General features: G+C 38.1%; 10 protein-coding genes, 6 tRNA genes and 3 rRNA genes. 1 reads left to right on the forward strand and 18 read right to left on the reverse strand.

Annotated elements, in window-relative coordinates; genetic code table 11:
- Positions 1-49: 49 nt before the first annotated feature.
- The 3 genes from D7I45_RS05285 to D7I45_RS06220 are packed head-to-tail and all read right to left on the reverse strand — an operon-like array spanning position 50 to position 2,781.
- Positions 50-466: a hypothetical protein gene (locus tag D7I45_RS05285; protein ID WP_120784682.1), complete on the reverse strand. Its 417-nt coding sequence runs from the start codon at positions 464-466 to the stop codon at positions 50-52.
- Between the two features lie 17 nt (positions 467-483).
- On the reverse strand, positions 484-1,311 hold the full coding sequence (nadE, locus tag D7I45_RS06215; protein ID WP_205570325.1) for an ammonia-dependent NAD(+) synthetase: 828 nt from the start codon (positions 1,309-1,311) through the stop codon (positions 484-486).
- 6 nt (positions 1,312-1,317) lie between these two features.
- Positions 1,318-2,781, reverse strand: coding sequence for a nicotinate phosphoribosyltransferase (locus D7I45_RS06220; protein ID WP_205570339.1), 1,464 nt, complete (start codon positions 2,779-2,781; stop codon positions 1,318-1,320).
- Between the two features lie 99 nt (positions 2,782-2,880).
- Between D7I45_RS06220 and D7I45_RS05295 the strand changes: the two genes are divergently transcribed.
- Positions 2,881-3,612 carry a WecB/TagA/CpsF family glycosyltransferase gene (locus D7I45_RS05295; protein ID WP_120784683.1) on the forward strand — a complete coding sequence of 244 codons (732 nt, stop codon included), beginning with the start codon at positions 2,881-2,883 and terminating at the stop codon, positions 3,610-3,612.
- Between the two features lie 16 nt (positions 3,613-3,628).
- Here D7I45_RS05295 and D7I45_RS05300 read toward each other — a convergent pair whose 3' ends face one another.
- The 15 genes from D7I45_RS05300 to hslO form a co-directional block, all read right to left on the reverse strand.
- On the reverse strand, positions 3,629-4,348 hold the full coding sequence (locus tag D7I45_RS05300; protein ID WP_120784684.1) for a GntR family transcriptional regulator: 720 nt from the start codon (positions 4,346-4,348) through the stop codon (positions 3,629-3,631).
- A gap of 17 nt (positions 4,349-4,365) precedes the next feature.
- The gene (gene proC, locus D7I45_RS05305; RefSeq protein WP_162924105.1) at positions 4,366-5,154 is read right to left on the reverse strand and encodes a pyrroline-5-carboxylate reductase; all 789 of its coding nucleotides are present in this window, start codon (positions 5,152-5,154) and stop codon (positions 4,366-4,368) included.
- Positions 5,155-5,234: 80 nt separating this feature from the next.
- Positions 5,235-5,306: transfer RNA gene (locus D7I45_RS05310), tRNA-Gln, on the reverse strand.
- A gap of 6 nt (positions 5,307-5,312) precedes the next feature.
- A tRNA-Tyr gene (locus tag D7I45_RS05315) sits at positions 5,313-5,395 on the reverse strand.
- A gap of 179 nt (positions 5,396-5,574) precedes the next feature.
- Positions 5,575-7,170: a peptide MFS transporter gene (locus tag D7I45_RS05320; RefSeq protein ID WP_120784686.1), complete on the reverse strand. Its 1,596-nt coding sequence runs from the start codon at positions 7,168-7,170 to the stop codon at positions 5,575-5,577.
- 156 nt (positions 7,171-7,326) lie between these two features.
- Positions 7,327-7,399, reverse strand: a tRNA-Thr gene (locus D7I45_RS05325).
- Positions 7,400-7,453: 54 nt separating this feature from the next.
- Positions 7,454-7,526 (reverse strand) — tRNA-Asn (locus D7I45_RS05330).
- 7 nt (positions 7,527-7,533) lie between these two features.
- A 5S ribosomal RNA gene (gene rrf, locus D7I45_RS05335) occupies positions 7,534-7,650 on the reverse strand.
- Between the two features lie 69 nt (positions 7,651-7,719).
- Positions 7,720-10,639, reverse strand: a 23S ribosomal RNA gene (locus D7I45_RS05340).
- Positions 10,640-10,807: 168 nt separating this feature from the next.
- Positions 10,808-10,880: transfer RNA gene (locus D7I45_RS05345), tRNA-Ala, on the reverse strand.
- Positions 10,881-10,906: 26 nt separating this feature from the next.
- Positions 10,907-10,981: transfer RNA gene (locus tag D7I45_RS05350), tRNA-Ile, on the reverse strand.
- 94 nt (positions 10,982-11,075) lie between these two features.
- Positions 11,076-12,649, reverse strand: a 16S ribosomal RNA gene (locus tag D7I45_RS05355).
- The 16S, 23S and 5S rRNA genes sit together here with 4 tRNA genes alongside, the layout of an rRNA operon.
- A 462-nt stretch (positions 12,650-13,111) precedes the next feature.
- Complete coding sequence (lysS, locus tag D7I45_RS05360; RefSeq protein WP_205570340.1) at positions 13,112-14,602, reverse strand: lysine--tRNA ligase; 1,491 nt, start codon at positions 14,600-14,602, stop codon at positions 13,112-13,114.
- 89 nt (positions 14,603-14,691) lie between these two features.
- Positions 14,692-15,696, reverse strand: a complete 1,005-nt coding sequence (gene dusB / locus D7I45_RS05365) for a tRNA dihydrouridine synthase DusB (RefSeq protein ID WP_120784688.1) — start codon at positions 15,694-15,696, stop codon at positions 14,692-14,694.
- Between the two features lie 66 nt (positions 15,697-15,762).
- Positions 15,763-16,671 (reverse strand): Hsp33 family molecular chaperone HslO, encoded by a 909-nt coding sequence (hslO, locus tag D7I45_RS05370; RefSeq protein WP_120784689.1) that lies wholly within the window; start codon positions 16,669-16,671, stop codon positions 15,763-15,765.
- Positions 16,672-16,693: the final 22 nt, after the last annotated feature.

The raw sequence follows: 16,693 nt of genomic DNA on the forward strand, positions 1-16,693 counted from the left end.
ACCTTTAGGACAAAAAAATAGCTGGTAATAATTACCAACTATTTTTTAATTACATAGACATCATAATTTTTTGTGCTGTCTTAAATACTCTGGAAATACTGTCTTGTTGTAAATTACCAGCAGCTTCAAAAGCATCCTTATCAATGTCGTTATCAGAAATGCTATCTACCATGTCTTGGCATCCCTTAACATAATTAGCATATGCATCTTTTAATAATGAATGACGTCCCAATTCTTTAGCTGGAACATCTACTTGATTTAGTTGTTCTAAGTATGCTTGGTAACGATCAGTTCCACTTTGGAAAGTTTCCTTAGTTTTCTTTAAGTCTACTGATGAGTAGTCGCCATTTTTCATAGCTTCTTCTAGTGGTTCGTAGGTTTTACCCATTTCTTCTCCCACTTTGTTAGTACCAGTAATTAAATCTGATAAAAATGGAGCATAAATAGCCATCTTATTCTTTTTCATAATACAAAAATCCTTTCTTATTTCCAAAAGTCATCGTAAATGTTGATAGGTAGATGACGTTTGTGTTCTGTTTTAATATACCAATTTTCGATAGTTTCTGCAGCCTTTTCTGAAACTTCTTTACCTTCTAAGTAGTTATCAATATCTTCGTAACGTACTCCCAATGCAGCTTCATCAGGCAATGCTGGACGATTATCTTCTAGGTCAGCTGTAGGAACTTTTTCATATAAATGCTTAGGTGCATGTAATTCTTCTAGTAGCGCTTTTCCTTGACGCTTGTCTAAACGCCAAATTGGAGTAATATCAGCAGCTCCATCACCAAATTTAGTGTAGAAACCAGTAACGGCTTCAGCAGCATGATCAGTACCTAATACCGCACCTTTAGTTTGACCAGCAATAGCGTATTGAGCAATCATTCTTTCACGAGCTTTAATATTTCCTTTATTAAAGTCAGAAATTTCTGGACCGTCTTCTTCCACTGCAGCTACTGCAGCATCGGCCATAGGTTTAATGTCTACACGAACTGTTTTATCAGCATTCATAAATGCAATAGAATCCATAGCATCAGCTTCATCAGCTTGTTTTCCGTATGGTAATCTTACCGCGATAAATTGGTAATCATTATCACCAGTTTCATCACGCATTTCTTGAATAGCCATTTGTGCTAATTTACCAGTTAAAGTAGAATCTTGACCTCCAGAAATACCTAAAACTAAAGTTTTTAAGAAACTATTTTTCTTTAAATATTCCTTCATAAAGTCAATGCTTTTTCTAATTTCTTCTTTAGGATCAATTGATGGTTTTACTTTTAGATCATCAATGATTTTTTCTTGCATCTTACGCATTATTAATCACCCTTTTTGTTTATTTTTAATTTTTTCATGAACATCCTTAATAATTTGCATCTTGTTGTTCCAGCACTTAACTGAAAGATCAACTGGATATTCTTGTGGATTTAATTCACGTTTATATTCTGGCCATAATGAGGATAATACTTGAGATGAGTATTTCTTAATATCAGCCAATTTAGGTAAATCATATACTTGTTTACCATCTTTAAAAATAGTTTGTAATAATGGTTCTGCTTTAAAATCATTTAAAGTCTTATTTATATATGTGTATTGTGGATGGAACATATATAATTTATCTTCATTGTTAGGATTTTCATCATCAATAGTGATTAAATCACCTTCAGACTTTCCATCCTTCTTTTCAGTAACACGCCAAACTTGTTTCTTACCAGGAGTAGAAACCTTTTCGGCATTATTAGAAAGCTTGATGGTATCTACCATTTCATGCTTATCATTTTCTACTGAAACCATCTTATAAACAGCACCTAATGCAGGTTGATCAAAGGCAGTAATTAGTTTAGTACCAATTCCCCATACATCAATTTTAGCGTCTTGCATTTTCAAACTAGTAATGGTTTTTTCATCTAAATCATTAGAAGCATAAATCTTAGCATCGGTAAATCCAGCATCATCTAGCATTTCACGAACTTTTTTGGATAGATAAGCCATATCACCGGAATCGATTCTAACTCCAGCAAAATTAATCTTATCTCCCATTTCCTTAGCTACTTTAATAGCGTTGGGAACCCCACTACGTAAAGTGTCGTAGGTATCTACTAAGAATACACAGTTATAATGACTTTCTGCATAAGCTTTGAATGCTAAATAATCATCTTGGAATAATTCCACTAGTGAATGTGCATGAGTTCCACTAACTGGAATACCAAAATTCTTACCAGCTAAAATGTTAGAAGTAGCATCAAAGCCACCAATATAAGCAGCTCTAGTACCCCATAATGCAGCTGAAGTTTCTTGGGCACGACGACTACCAAATTCTAGTAATGGATCATCCCCCGCAGCAATTCTAATACGTGCTGCCTTAGTAGCAATTAAAGTTTGGTAATTTACTATATTTAATAGTGCAGTTTCTACCAATTGACATTCACATACGTTACCTTCCACTTGAATAAGGGGTTCATTGTTAAAGGCTAATTCACCTTCTCTAAATGATCTTATAGTTCCGCGGAATTTAAAATTACGTAAATATTCTAAAAAGTCTTCAGTATATTCATTTTGTGATCTTAAGAATTCAATATCATCATCAGTAAAATTAAGATTGTTAATATAGTGAACAATCTTTTCTAATCCGGCAAAAATAGCAAATCCATTTTCAAAAGGCATCTTACGAAAATAAACTTCGAAGACCGCACGGCGATTTTGCATCCCTGATTGAAAAAAGGTCTGCATCATATTGATTTCATATGCATCAGTATGTAATGTTAAATTATCAAATTGATATGACATTTTTTTATGAAATCCTCCTAATACTTGTCGCAATTTGTTGTCTTTTATTTTATCATTAAATAAAGAAATAATCATAATAATTTATTTGGAAGGGACAACATGAAAAACAAAACTGTTAATATTTTAGGATTTAACTTCCTAAATAGTACTTTTAACGACTTCTTAACTAATATAAAAAAACGTATTAATAATCGAGAAAATACTTTTGTAGTTACTGCTAATCCTGAAATAGTAGTACACGCCCTAAACGATAGTAGTTATAAAAAGAAAATTCAACAATCTGACTACCTGGTTGCTGATGGTATCGGAATCATCATGGGTGGTAATATTCTTGGATATGATATGTCCGAAAGAATTACCGGATACGATGTTTTAGTAGATTTACTAGACTGGGGAAATAAAAATAATAAATCCGCATACTTTTTAGGTGCTAAACCAGAAGTAATAGCTGATCTTAAAAAAGTCATAGCGCAAAAATATCCCCATTTAGAAGCCGTTGGTTTTCATGATGGGTACTTTACTGATGAACAAGCTATTGCGGATGATATCAATGAAAAAAAACCAGATATGGTATTTGTAGCTTTAGGTTTTCCTAAACAAGAAAATTTTATTATTAATCATCGAAATACCAGTGATGGATTATGGATTGGTTTAGGTGGTAGTTTTGATGTTCTATCTGGTCACGTAGTTAGAGCACCACAATTTTGGATTAACCATCATATTGAATGGTTATATCGTTTAATTAAAGAACCTACCCGTTTCAAACGCATGTTAGCACTACCTAAATTCATTCATTTAGTAAAGAAACAAAAACGAAACAACAGTAAATAATAAAGAGCACATCGAATTAATCGAATGTGCTCTTTTTACTATCTAAATAAAATTCAAATCTTTCGCCCACGTATTGTGTACGTACATATTCAAATGGTTTATTGTCTTGTAAATAAGTAATTTGACGTAGTAGTAAAATAGCGTCACCTTTTTTAATATCTAAATACTCAGATATTCTTTCGGATGCTAAAGTTGCTGATACTTTTTGTTGTGAAATTTTAGGCATTAAGCCCTTCTTTTCTTCTAGTGAAGCATAGAAAGAATCAGTAACGTCATCTTTGCTTAAACCATCCACAATTTTTTCAGGTATAGTAGCAATTTCAAAACAAATAGGAACTCCATCCCCATAACGAATTCTTTCCATTCTTAATACCTTATCAGATTGTTTAATATGCAAACGTTCAATTTCACTAAGTGATGGTTCTAACACATGATAAGAAATAGTCTTGCTAGATGGTTTCTTACCTTGTGCCAACATAATATCGGTAAAACTGGTTACCCCAGACATTTTTTCTTGTACTTTTTCATTAGAAATATAAGTACCTGAACCTACTCTACGATCTAAAATACCTTCATCTACTAGCGTTTGAATAGCTTGACGTAAAGTCATTCGACTAACCCCAAACTCAGCAGCAAATTGTCTTTCAGAAGGAATGCGACTACCTAATTTCCACTGACCATTTTCAATTTTCTTTTTAATTTCATTATGAATTTGAATATATACTGGCAATGTCATATATAATTGTTTCCTTCCTACTTTTCTTTACGTTGTGTTGCATCAAAACAATTGATAACGGATTTTTCAAATCCGTTCTTCTTAAGTTCCATAAGTCCTTTAATAGTTCCACCATTGGGTGAGCAAACATCATCAATTAAATCACTAGGACTCTTGCTAGAAGTTTCTACCATTTTCATGGAGCCCAAAATAGCTTGTGCAGCCATTTCGGTGGCTTGCTTTTTATCTAACCCATAGTTAACTGCAGAACGACTTAATATGTCCGCAAATAAGTATGCATAAGCTGGTGTACACCCTATTAATGATCCAGAAACATCGAACTTGTCTTCTGGAATCAACATCATTTTTCCTAATGGATTAAAAGTATCATTTAATTGTTTTTCTATACTTTCGTCAACATTTTCATTATTGTGGTATACCATCATACCTTCATTTTGTGCGACATTAACATTAGGTATCATTCGCATGATAGGTAAATCATAGTTAGTTAATTCTTGTAAACGATTCAAAGTAACTTGCCAAACTATAGATACCAATATTTTGCCATTGGTGAAAGAATCACGTACTTCTTTTAATGCCTCTATTGTGTTATTAGCACCAACTGCTAAAACTACAACATCACTATTTTTTACTACTTCTAAATTAGAATCACATTTACTAATTCCATATTTATCAGCGAATTCTTCGTATTTATTTAAATGTGGTGCATGTACGAAAATATCGTTAGCATCTATATGACCAGCATTAATAATTCCTTGTATCATAGCTTTTGCCATGGCACCAACACCAATAAATCCTATTTTCATTGCGCCCACCTCTTCTAAAAATATTAGCTTAATTATAACATAAAAAAAATGACTAACATTTAAGTTAGTCATTTGAAGTATTGGGCTAGCTGGGTTCGAACCAGCGCATCACGGGATCAAAACCCGTTGCCTTACCACTTGGCTATAGCCCAATAATATGGAGGGGAGTGGATTCGAACCACCGAACCCGAAGGAGCGGATTTACAGTCCGCCGCGTTTAGCCAGACTTCGCTACCCCTCCGAAAAGATATAAAATGTAATCAACAATAAATATGATAACAAAATCATAATCATATGTCAAAAACTTTTTTTATCACAAATCTTTTCGTGATAGCTGATTGATATCTCTCAACCAATCAACAATTAATATAATATCGAAATTTGCTTATCTCGTCAACACTTTTTCTAAATTTTTTTAAATTATTTTTCAATTTCTACAGTTTTTAAGATCACAAACATAATGACAGATAGCACTACCCCGATAAGGCCAATAGTTAAGAAGTAGTTAACATTATTTACTGAGAAGTATTTTACTATTTGTGAGTTAATAGCTTGTCCTATTGAATCAGACAAATACCAAACTCCCATCATTTGTGATACAAATTTTCTTGGTGCAAATCTATAGGTAACTGATAATCCTATAGGTGAAATAAACATTTCCCCTATACATACAATTCCAATAGTTAAAACAATCCATAATGGACTAAATTGTCCAGCGGAAAAGAATACTATAGGAAGCAAAATTACCAAGCATGATAGACTTGCAAAAAGCATACCTAGAGGAAATGAAGAAGTAGCTGACATTTCCTTATTGCGCCAAATTTTAGCAAATAAGGGTGTAAACAATAGGATGAATAATGGATTAATGGATTGATACCATGATTTATTGATAGATAATTCAAATGCTCCGTGATGCAATAATGTGTATAAGAATCCTACTATTAATAATAAATATACAATCACGCGAATAATTTCATTGAAAATCTTTTTATTAACTAAATAACCGATAATTCCAGCTATAACTAAGTAAATAACGATACCTAACCATTTGTTTACCATAAATGAGTTATCTGTACTGGAGTTAACTAGCATGGCTATTACTATAGGAGATTGTTCTTCTATCCCCCAGAAAAATGCTGCGCAAATAAATAATAGGATATATGTACGCATATTTTTACGTTCTTTATCAGTTGTATTGGTACTTGTAGTGATCACAAAGAAATAAACAAACGGAATAATAACGGTGATAATACTTAATAAAGTAATAATATTATTCAAATTGAATCCGTCCATTACCCACATTAATAAGAACGTTAATGCTAAAGAAATAGCAAATAAAACTAGAAATACTATTATCTTTCTTACTTCGTAAGGTTCAATAGGATTTGAGGTATACATACTATTGTTTCGGTTATACTCATTGGAATTATACTTAAAAATAATTAATCCAATTATCATAGCTATGGCTCCAGCAAAGAAACCAAGATGGAAACTAAAATGTAAACCTAAAAAGCCAATAATTATCGGAGCTAATAATGCACCAAAATTAATTCCGAATAGAAATACGGTAAAACGATATGCTTTACTCTTCGAATTATCATCATATAAATTACCAACCATCGTAGATATTGTGGGTTTCAATAACCCGGTTCCGATAGTTAAGAACATTAATGATATAAATAGCGTCCATAACATTTTTAATGGTATCGATAAAATAAGTTGTCCAATAATAATTAGAATAGCACCAAAAATTACTGTCTTTTGGCTTCCTAATATTCGATCACTTACATATCCCCCACAAGCGGCTGATAAATAACTGATTGAACCATATATAGCAAAAATTGAAGCAGCCATTGTAGGATTCAATCCTAGTCCACCCATTTTTGCTGAATAGTACATGTAATATAGTAAAATTGCTTGCATTCCATAGTAACTAAAACGTTCTAACATTTCAGTTAAACTTAATGCACTTAAACCTCTAGTTTTTTTAGAGATAATATTGTCTTCGTTATCCAAGTAATTATTCCTCCAAACGCATTATTCTTCACAGCCAACGGTAATTATACGCCCAGCTATGCGTTTTATCAATTTAATGTAATTTTGTCCACTCGCTACAAAAAAACTCCCTTAATTGGATTTTCCAACTAAAGGAGTCTTACGCATAATCTCTTATGCCGGCTGCAGGACTTGAACCTGTGACCGCCGGTTTACGATACCGATGCTCTACCAACTGAGCTAAGCCGGCAAAATTACTTATATAACATAAAAGTGCTAACCGAAGTTAGCACCTTTTTTAGAACTCCGAATGTCAGACTCGAACTGACGACAACCTGATTAACAGTCAGGTGCTCTACCAACTGAGCTAATTCGGAATAATAAGCGCGGCGACGTCCTACCCTTGCAGAGGGCGATCCCTCAACTACTCTCGGCGTTTAGAAGCTTAACTTCTGTGTTCGGCATGGGAACAGGTGTGTCCTTCTAGCTATCGCCACCACACTATTTTATTTGAAAGAACTTCGTTCTCTCAAAACTAGATATTATTTACTTCTCCGATACTTACCTTACTTGGTTAAGTCCTCGACCAATTAGTACTAGTCCGCTCCATACATTGCTGCACTTCCACTTCTAGCCTATCTACCTAATCATCTCTTAGGGGTCTTACTTCCATAAAGGAATGGGAAATTTCATCTCGGGGTCGGTTTCACACTTAGATGCTTTCAGCGTTTATCTCATCCATACATAGCTACCCAGCGGTGCCCTTGGCAGGACAACTGGTACACCAGCGGTATGTCCATCTCGGTCCTCTCGTACTAGAGACAGCTTCCCTCAAATTTCCTACGCCCGCGACGGATAGGGACCGAACTGTCTCACGACGTTCTGAACCCAGCTCGCGTACCGCTTTAATGGGCGAACAGCCCAACCCTTGGGACCAACTACAGCCCCAGGATGCGATGAGCCGACATCGAGGTGCCAAACCTCCCCGTCGATGTGAACTCTTGGGGGAGATAAGCCTGTTATCCCCAGGGTAGCTTTTATCCGTTGAGCGATGGCCCTTCCATGCGGAACCACCGGATCACTAAGCCCGACTTTCGTCCCTGCTCGACCTGTCTGTCTCGCAGTCAAGCTCCCTTTTGCCTTTACACTCGATGAATGATTTCCAACCATTCTGAGGGAACCTTTGGGCGCCTCCGTTACTGTTTGGGAGGCGACCGCCCCAGTCAAACTGCCAATCAGACACTGTCTCCCGCCACGTTCAGTGGCGCGGGTTAGAGTGTTAGCACAGCGAGGGTAGTATCCCAACAATGCCTCCACCGAAACTAGCGTTCCGGTTTCCACGGCTCCTACCTATCCTGTACAAGCTATGTCAACACCCAATATCAAATTACAGTAAAGCTCCATGGGGTCTTTCCGTCCTGTCGCGGGTAACCTGCTTCTTCACAGGTATCTCAATTTCACCGAGTCTCTCGTTGAGACAGTGCTCAGATCGTTACGCCTTTCGTGCGGGTCGGAACTTACCCGACAAGGAATTTCGCTACCTTAGGACCGTTATAGTTACGGCCGCCGTTTACTGGGGCTTCGCTTCTGAGCTTCGCCGAAGCTAACTCATCCGCTTAACCTTCCAGCACCGGGCAGGCGTCAGCCCCTATACTTCATCTTACGATTTTGCAGAAACCTGTGTTTTTGATAAACAGTCGCCTGAGCCTTTTCACTGCGGCTACACTTGCGTGTAGCACCCCTTCTCCCGAAGTTACGGGGTCATTTTGCCGAGTTCCTTAACGAGAGTTCACTCGCTCACCTTAGGATACTCTCCTTGACTACCTGTGTCGGTTTGCGGTACGGGTAGTTAATTACTCACTAGAAGCTTTTCTCGGCAGCGTGACATGGCCCACTTCTCTACTTTATTTCGATCCTCATCATGACTTGTCAACACGCTGATAAGCATTTCACTCATCAACTGACTTATCACTTGAACACACATATCCAACAGTGTGCATGGGTTAGCCTTCTGCGTCCCTCCATCGTTCAAACATAATTAACTAGTACAGGAATCTCAACCTGTTATCCATCGCCTACGCCTCTAGGCCTCGGCTTAGGTCCCGACTTACCCTGGGAGGACGAGCCTTCCCCAGGAAACCTTAGTCAATCGGTGGAATAGATTCTCACTATTCTTTCGCTACTCATACCGGCATTCTCACTTCTAAGCGCTCCATCAGTCCTTGCGGTCCAACTTCGTTGCCCTTAGAACGCTCTCCTATCACATGACTACGTCATGTCCACAATCTCGGTAATATGCTTAGCCCCGGTAAATTTTCGGCGCAAAATCACTCGACTAGTGAGCTATTACGCACTCTTTAAATGGTGGCTGCTTCTGAGCCAACATCCTAGTTGTCTATGCAACTTCACATCCTTTTCCACTCAGCATATATTTAGGGACCTTAATTGGTGGTCTGGGCTGTTCCCCTTTCGACGGTGGATCTTATCACTCATCGTCTGACTCCCGGACATATAAATCAATGGTATTCGGAGTTTATCTGAATTCAGTAACCCATGACGGGCCCCTCATCCAAACAGTGGCTCTACCTCCATGATTCTAAGTCCGAGGCTAGCCCTAAAGCTATTTCGGAGAGAACCAGCTATCTCCAAGTTCGTTTGGAATTTCACCGCTACCCACATTTCATCCCAGCACTTTTCAACGTACACGGGTTCGGCCCTCCGGTGCGTTTTACCGCACTTTCAGCCTGAACATGGGTAGATCACCTGGTTTCGGGTCTATCTCAACATACTGTAACGCCCTATTCAGACTCGCTTTCGCTACGGCTCCGATCTTTCCGTCTTAACCTTGCATGTTAACATAACTCGCCGGTTCATTCTACAAGAGGCACGCCATCACTCATTAACGAGCTCTGACTGCTTGTAGGCACATGGTTTCAGGAACTATTTCACTCCCCTTCCGGGGTGCTTTTCACCTTTCCCTCACGGTACTGGTTCACTATCGGTCACTAGGGAGTATTTAGCTTTGGGAGATGGTCCTCCCGGTTTCCGACGACGTTTCACGTGTGTCGCCGTACTCAGGATCCTGAACTGAGGTTAATTGATTTCGTCTACGGGGCTATCACCCTGTATCGCTTAACTTCCCAGATAATTCGACTATCAATTAACTTGGTAACTCAAATGTTCAGTCCTACAACCCCAAAGAGCAAGCTCTTTGGTTTGAGCTGTTCCCCGTTCGCTCGCCGCTACTTAGGGAATCGAAATTTCTTTCTCTTCCTGTGGGTACTGAGATGTTTCAGTTCCCCACGTCTGCCTCTAATTAACTACTCAGTTCATTAATTAGTAATAATCGATTAAGATTATTGAGTTTCCTCATTCGGAAATCTCCGGATCAAAGCTTACGTACAGCTCCCCGAAGCATATCGGTGTTAGTCCCGTCCTTCATCGGCTCCTAGTGCCAAGGCATCCACCATGCGCCCTTCATAACTTAACCTATTCATCACTACGTGATGTTTGGTTAATTGAGTATTACGAATAAACTATATTTTAAAACTCAAAATAACGCGGTGTTCTCGGTTGAAATTGTATTAAATACAAATTCAATATAGAAATTAAATAATATCTAGTTTTCAAAGAACCAAGTATGACACTTTCGTGTCAATGGAGAATAGCGGGATCGAACCGCTGACCTCCTGCTTGCAAAGCAGGTGCTCTCCCAGCTGAGCTAATTCCCCATATCGCTAAGACCCTTTCAGGTCGATGGGCCTAGATGGACTCGAACCATCGACCTCACGCTTATCAGGCGTGCGCTCTAAACCAACTGAGCTATAGGCCCAAAGAGCAAATAACATAAGTTTTTGGAGAGATAAACCTCTCAAAACTGAATAAGATTGATACATTCTAATGTAAGTTTCCGAAATTTTCCTTAGAAAGGAGGTGATCCAGCCGCAGGTTCTCCTACGGCTACCTTGTTACGACTTCACCCTAATCATCTGTCCCACCTTAGACGACTGGCTCCCGAAGGTTACCCCATCGTCTTTGGGTGTTACAAACTCTCATGGTGTGACGGGCGGTGTGTACAAGGCCCGGGAACGTATTCACCGTGGCATGCTGATCCACGATTACTAGTGATTCCAACTTCATGCAGGCGAGTTGCAGCCTGCAATCCGAACTGAGAATGGCTTTAAGAGATTAGCTTGACCTCGCGGTTTCGCGACTCGTTGTACCATCCATTGTAGCACGTGTGTAGCCCAGGTCATAAGGGGCATGATGATTTGACGTCATCCCCACCTTCCTCCGGTTTATCACCGGCAGTCTCACTAGAGTGCCCAACTAAATGCTGGCAACTAATAATAAGGGTTGCGCTCGTTGCGGGACTTAACCCAACATCTCACGACACGAGCTGACGACAACCATGCACCACCTGTCATTCTGTCCCCGAAGGGAACGCCTAATCTCTTAGGTTGGCAGAAGATGTCAAGACCTGGTAAGGTTCTTCGCGTAGCATCGAATTAAACCACATGCTCCACCACTTGTGCGGGCCCCCGTCAATTCCTTTGAGTTTCAACCTTGCGGTCGTACTCCCCAGGCGGAATGCTTAATGCGTTAGCTGCGGCACTGAAGGGCGGAAACCCTCCAACACCTAGCATTCATCGTTTACGGCATGGACTACCAGGGTATCTAATCCTGTTCGCTACCCATGCTTTCGAGCCTCAGCGTCAGTAACAGACCAGAAAGCCGCCTTCGCCACTGGTGTTCTTCCATATATCTACGCATTTCACCGCTACACATGGAGTTCCACTTTCCTCTTCTGTACTCAAGTCTCGTAGTTTCCACTGCACTTCCTCAGTTAAGCTGAGGGCTTTCACAGCAGACTTACAAGACCGCCTGCGCTCGCTTTACGCCCAATAAATCCGGACAACGCTTGCCACCTACGTATTACCGCGGCTGCTGGCACGTAGTTAGCCGTGGCTTTCTGGTTAAATACCGTCAAAGCGTAAACAGTTACTCTTACACTTGTTCTTCTTTAACAACAGAGTTTTACGAGCCGAAACCCTTCATCACTCACGCGGCGTTGCTCCATCAGACTTTCGTCCATTGTGGAAGATTCCCTACTGCTGCCTCCCGTAGGAGTCTGGGCCGTGTCTCAGTCCCAATGTGGCCGATTACCCTCTCAGGTCGGCTACGTATCATCGCCTTGGTGGGCTTTTATCTCACCAACTAGCTAATACGGCGCGGGTCCATCCAAAAGTGATAGCAGAGCCATCTTTCAAATTAAAACCATGCGGTTTTAATTCATATGCGGTATTAGCATTTGTTTCCAAATGTTATCCCCCACTTAAGGGCAGGTTACCCACGTGTTACTCACCAGTTCGCCACTCGCTCCGAATCCAAAAAATCATTTATGCAAGCATAAAATCAATTTTGGGAGAGCTCGTTCGACTTGCATGTATTAGGCACGCCGCCAGCGTTCGTCCTGAGCCAGGATCAAACTCTCATCTTAAAAGATGAAAAGCTTAACTTAGCTCTTCTGAATAAATTGTTATTTTATAAGCGAATTGACTTCGCAATGTTTAATTCTTATAACTTTGTTATAAGATTCCTTACACATCATCGAATTATCAATCTTGTTCAGTTTTCAAAGATCTACCTGATTACCAGCTTTATCAGCCGGCTTATTAATTATATCATGTTATCAACTTAACGTCAACAACTTTTTATAATTAATTTATAAACTGTTTTGTTATCATTTGCTCTATCGCAACGACAACAATAATTATTATGCCATCTCAACGATCAAAAGTCAATAACTTTTTTATTTAAATAATTATCAACTTGTTGATGTCTTTCAAGCAACAATTAATATAATACCAACATTACGTGGTAACGTCAATACATTTATTCAATTATTATTTAATAAAAAAAGCCCGAGATAGTAAAACTACCTCGGACTTAAATATTTTAACTATTCTTCTTCAGAATTATCTTCTGGTCTCATAGTTGGGAATAATAGAACATCACGAATTGATTCAGCATCAGTTAATAGCATAACTAATCTATCAATACCAATTCCTAATCCACCTGTTGGTGGCATACCGTATTCTAGAGCTTCTACATAGTCTAGATCTACTGGTTGTGCTTCATCATTACCTTGTGCTTTTTCAGCAGCTTGTGCTTCAAAACGTTGTTTTTGATCAATTGGATCATTTAATTCAGAGAATGCGTTAGCATATTCCATTCCTGCAATGTATAGTTCAAAACGGTCAGTGAATCTGCCATCTTCAGCATTCTTCTTAGCTAATGGTGAAATTTCAACTGGGTGACCATAAATGAATGTTGGGTTCTTCAACTTAGGTTGTACCTTTTCTTCGAAGAATTCATTAATAATGTGGCCTACTTTCCAGAAGTCTTTGTATTCAACACCATTTTCATCAGCTAGTTTTCTAGCTTCTTCTAGGCTCATTTCTTTCCAGAAATCAATACCAGTGTACTTCTTAATAGCATCTACCATGTGTAATCTTTCAAATGGCTTGTTAAAGTCCACTTCTTCACCTTGGTAGTTAATAATACCATTGTCACTAACTACCTTTGAAGCAGCCTTAAAGATACCTTCAGTTTCATCCATAACGTCATGGAAGTCGAAGTATGCAATGTATGATTCTAATTCAGTGAATTCTGGGTTATGGTTTTGGTCCATACCTTCATTTCTGAATACACGACCAATTTCGTATACTCTTTCCATTCCACCGACAATTAGACGCTTTAGATGTAATTCCAAAGCAATTCTTAAGTATAAATCAATGTTTAATGCATTGTGATGAGTAATAAATGGACGTGCGTTAGCACCACCAGCTTGGTTATGCAATACAGGAGTTTCAACTTCTGTACAGTCCATTTCATTATCTAAGTAACTACGGATAGCTGAAATAATCTTACTACGTTTTTGGAAACGATCGAAACTATCACGATTAGAAATAAGGTCTAGGTATCTTTGACGATACTTTTGTTCCTTGTTTTGTAAACCATGGTACTTATCAGGCAATGGACGTAATGCCTTAGATAAGAAAGTTACATGAGTGGCCTTAACAGTTAATTCACCCATATCAGTCTTAATTACTTCACCTTCAATACCTAGGTGATCACCTAAGTCTGAACGTTTAAAGATGTGGTAGTTGTCTTCACCTACAACGTCTTTTCTTACGTATAATTGGATTTTACCTGAACGATCTTGTAGGTCAGCAAAACCAACTTTACCTTTTCCACGTTTAGCAACCATACGACCAGCTACTACAACCTTAACGTCTTTTTCTTCTAGTTCTTCTTTGGTTGAATCATTGTATTTATCATGTAATTGCTTAGCTAAATGAGTACGTTCAAAGCGACCACCGAATGGATCGATGCCTTCTTCTCGTAATTCATTCATCTTTTGGCGACGAACTCGCAATTGGTCATTCATTTGCTTTTCTTGTGCCACAGTAATACCTCCATCAGAATAAATTATTGTTATAGTTATATAATACCATAAAATAAATTAAAAAATTAACTTTAACTTAAATTGGATCTTCTTGCTTCTCTTTCGTGAGTCTTTTCCAAGAATCTATCAAAGATATCAAACATTTCTTGTTCAGATTCAGCGTTATTTAATGCAACCTTTGTACGGGCAGAATGAGAAATTCCTTTTAGATAATAAGCTGCTTGTCCTCTAAATTCACGTGGACCAGTAAAGTCACCCTTTAAATCTACTAAACGGTGCAAATGTTCCTTAGCAGTCTTAATTTTTTCATCTACTGAAGGTTCTTCTAATAATTCTCCAGTTTCTAGATAATGTGCAGTTTGTCTTAACATCCAAGGATTTCCTTCAGCTGCACGACCGATCATAGCTGCATCAGCACCTACTTCATCAATCATTCTCTTAGCATCTTGAGGTGTACGAATGTCACCATTTCCCATAAATGGAATGGTTAATTCATTGGCTACTTGTTTTAGAATGTCCCAATCAGCGCTACCTTGATACATTTGTTTTCTAGTACGACCATGCATAGCTAAAGCAGCAGCCCCTGCTTTTTCAGCCATTAATGCATTTTGTACAGCATAAATATGGTCTTTGTCCCAACCAGTTCTCATTTTTACAGTAACTGGTTTCTTAACAGCATCGGTAACATATGACACCATTTCGTACACTTTGTTTGGATCCAATAACCATTTAGAACCAGCATCAGTTTTAACCACCTTATTAACTGGGCAACCCATGTTGATATCGATAATATCAGCATCAGTTTCTTGATCAATAAATTTAGCAGCTTGTACTAATGTTTCCTTAGTTCCACCAAAGATTTGAATACTCATTGGGTGTTCTCTAGGGTCAATTTGTAGCATGCCTAAAGTCTTTTTATTTTTATACATAATTCCACGGTCAGAAATCATTTCACAAACAACTAATCCTGCACCGTTTTCCTTACAAATCATTCGAAATGCTGTATTAGTAACCCCTGCCATAGGAGCAACTACAACTTGATTTGGGATAGTAATATCCCCAATTTTCCATTCCATTTATTTCACCTCATAAGATATCTACATATATGATAATTATAATATCACACTAATACATAAAGTTCATTATGCGTCGTGTTCGTCATCTTTCTTATCATTATGTTTCTTAGACAATAAAGCTTTTAAATCATCTTCACTGTATTGATATTCACTTTCACAGAAATTACAAATAACTTTTGCACCATGATCTTCATCAATCATTGCTTGAATTTCTTTATTACCAATTCCTCTAATTTTATCTGCAAATTTTTCTTTAGAACAATCACAAGTAAATGCAACTGGCATATTTTGTAAAATGTCGATATTTTCTTCACCAAAAATTAGTTTCAAAATATCTTCTGGTTTTTGCTTAGATAAGAATAATTCAGAAATCATAGGAATTGATTTCAAACGTTTTTCTAATTGAGTAATAGCATCATCAGAAGCACCTGGTAATACTTGAATCAAATATCCACCAGCTGCACCGATAGTTCCATCTTCGTTTACATATACAGAAACGCCAACCGCAGATGGAATTTGTTCAGATTGTGCTAAGTAGTAAGTAAAGTCATCACCAATTTCACCAGAAACTAATTGAACGTTACTTACGTATGGTTCATCGCCACCCTGGTTCTTCATAACTTCTAAACTACCTTTTCCTACGGCTCCACCAACATCTAATTTGTGATGGGAGTTCAAAGGTAAGTCTACGTGAGGATTATGAATGTATCCTTTTACGTGACCATTAGCATCAGCATCTACTACGATTCCACCTGCAGGTCCATCACCTAGTACCTTAACAGTCATTGATTCTTTTCCCTTAAGAACTGAACTGGAAAGCAATAGACTAGCTACTAAAGAACGACCTAAAGCAGCTGAAGATACAGGCCAGGTAGCGTGATCTTTTTGTGCTTCAGAAACTACCCCTGTAGCTTCCATAGCATATGCTCTAAACATTCCATCTTTAGTGACACTTTTAGTTAAATAATCTGTCATAATATCCTCCTGAATTTAAAAA

Source organism: Apilactobacillus bombintestini, assembly GCF_003627035.1.
Taxonomy (GTDB): Bacteria; Bacillota; Bacilli; order Lactobacillales; family Lactobacillaceae; genus Apilactobacillus; species Apilactobacillus bombintestini.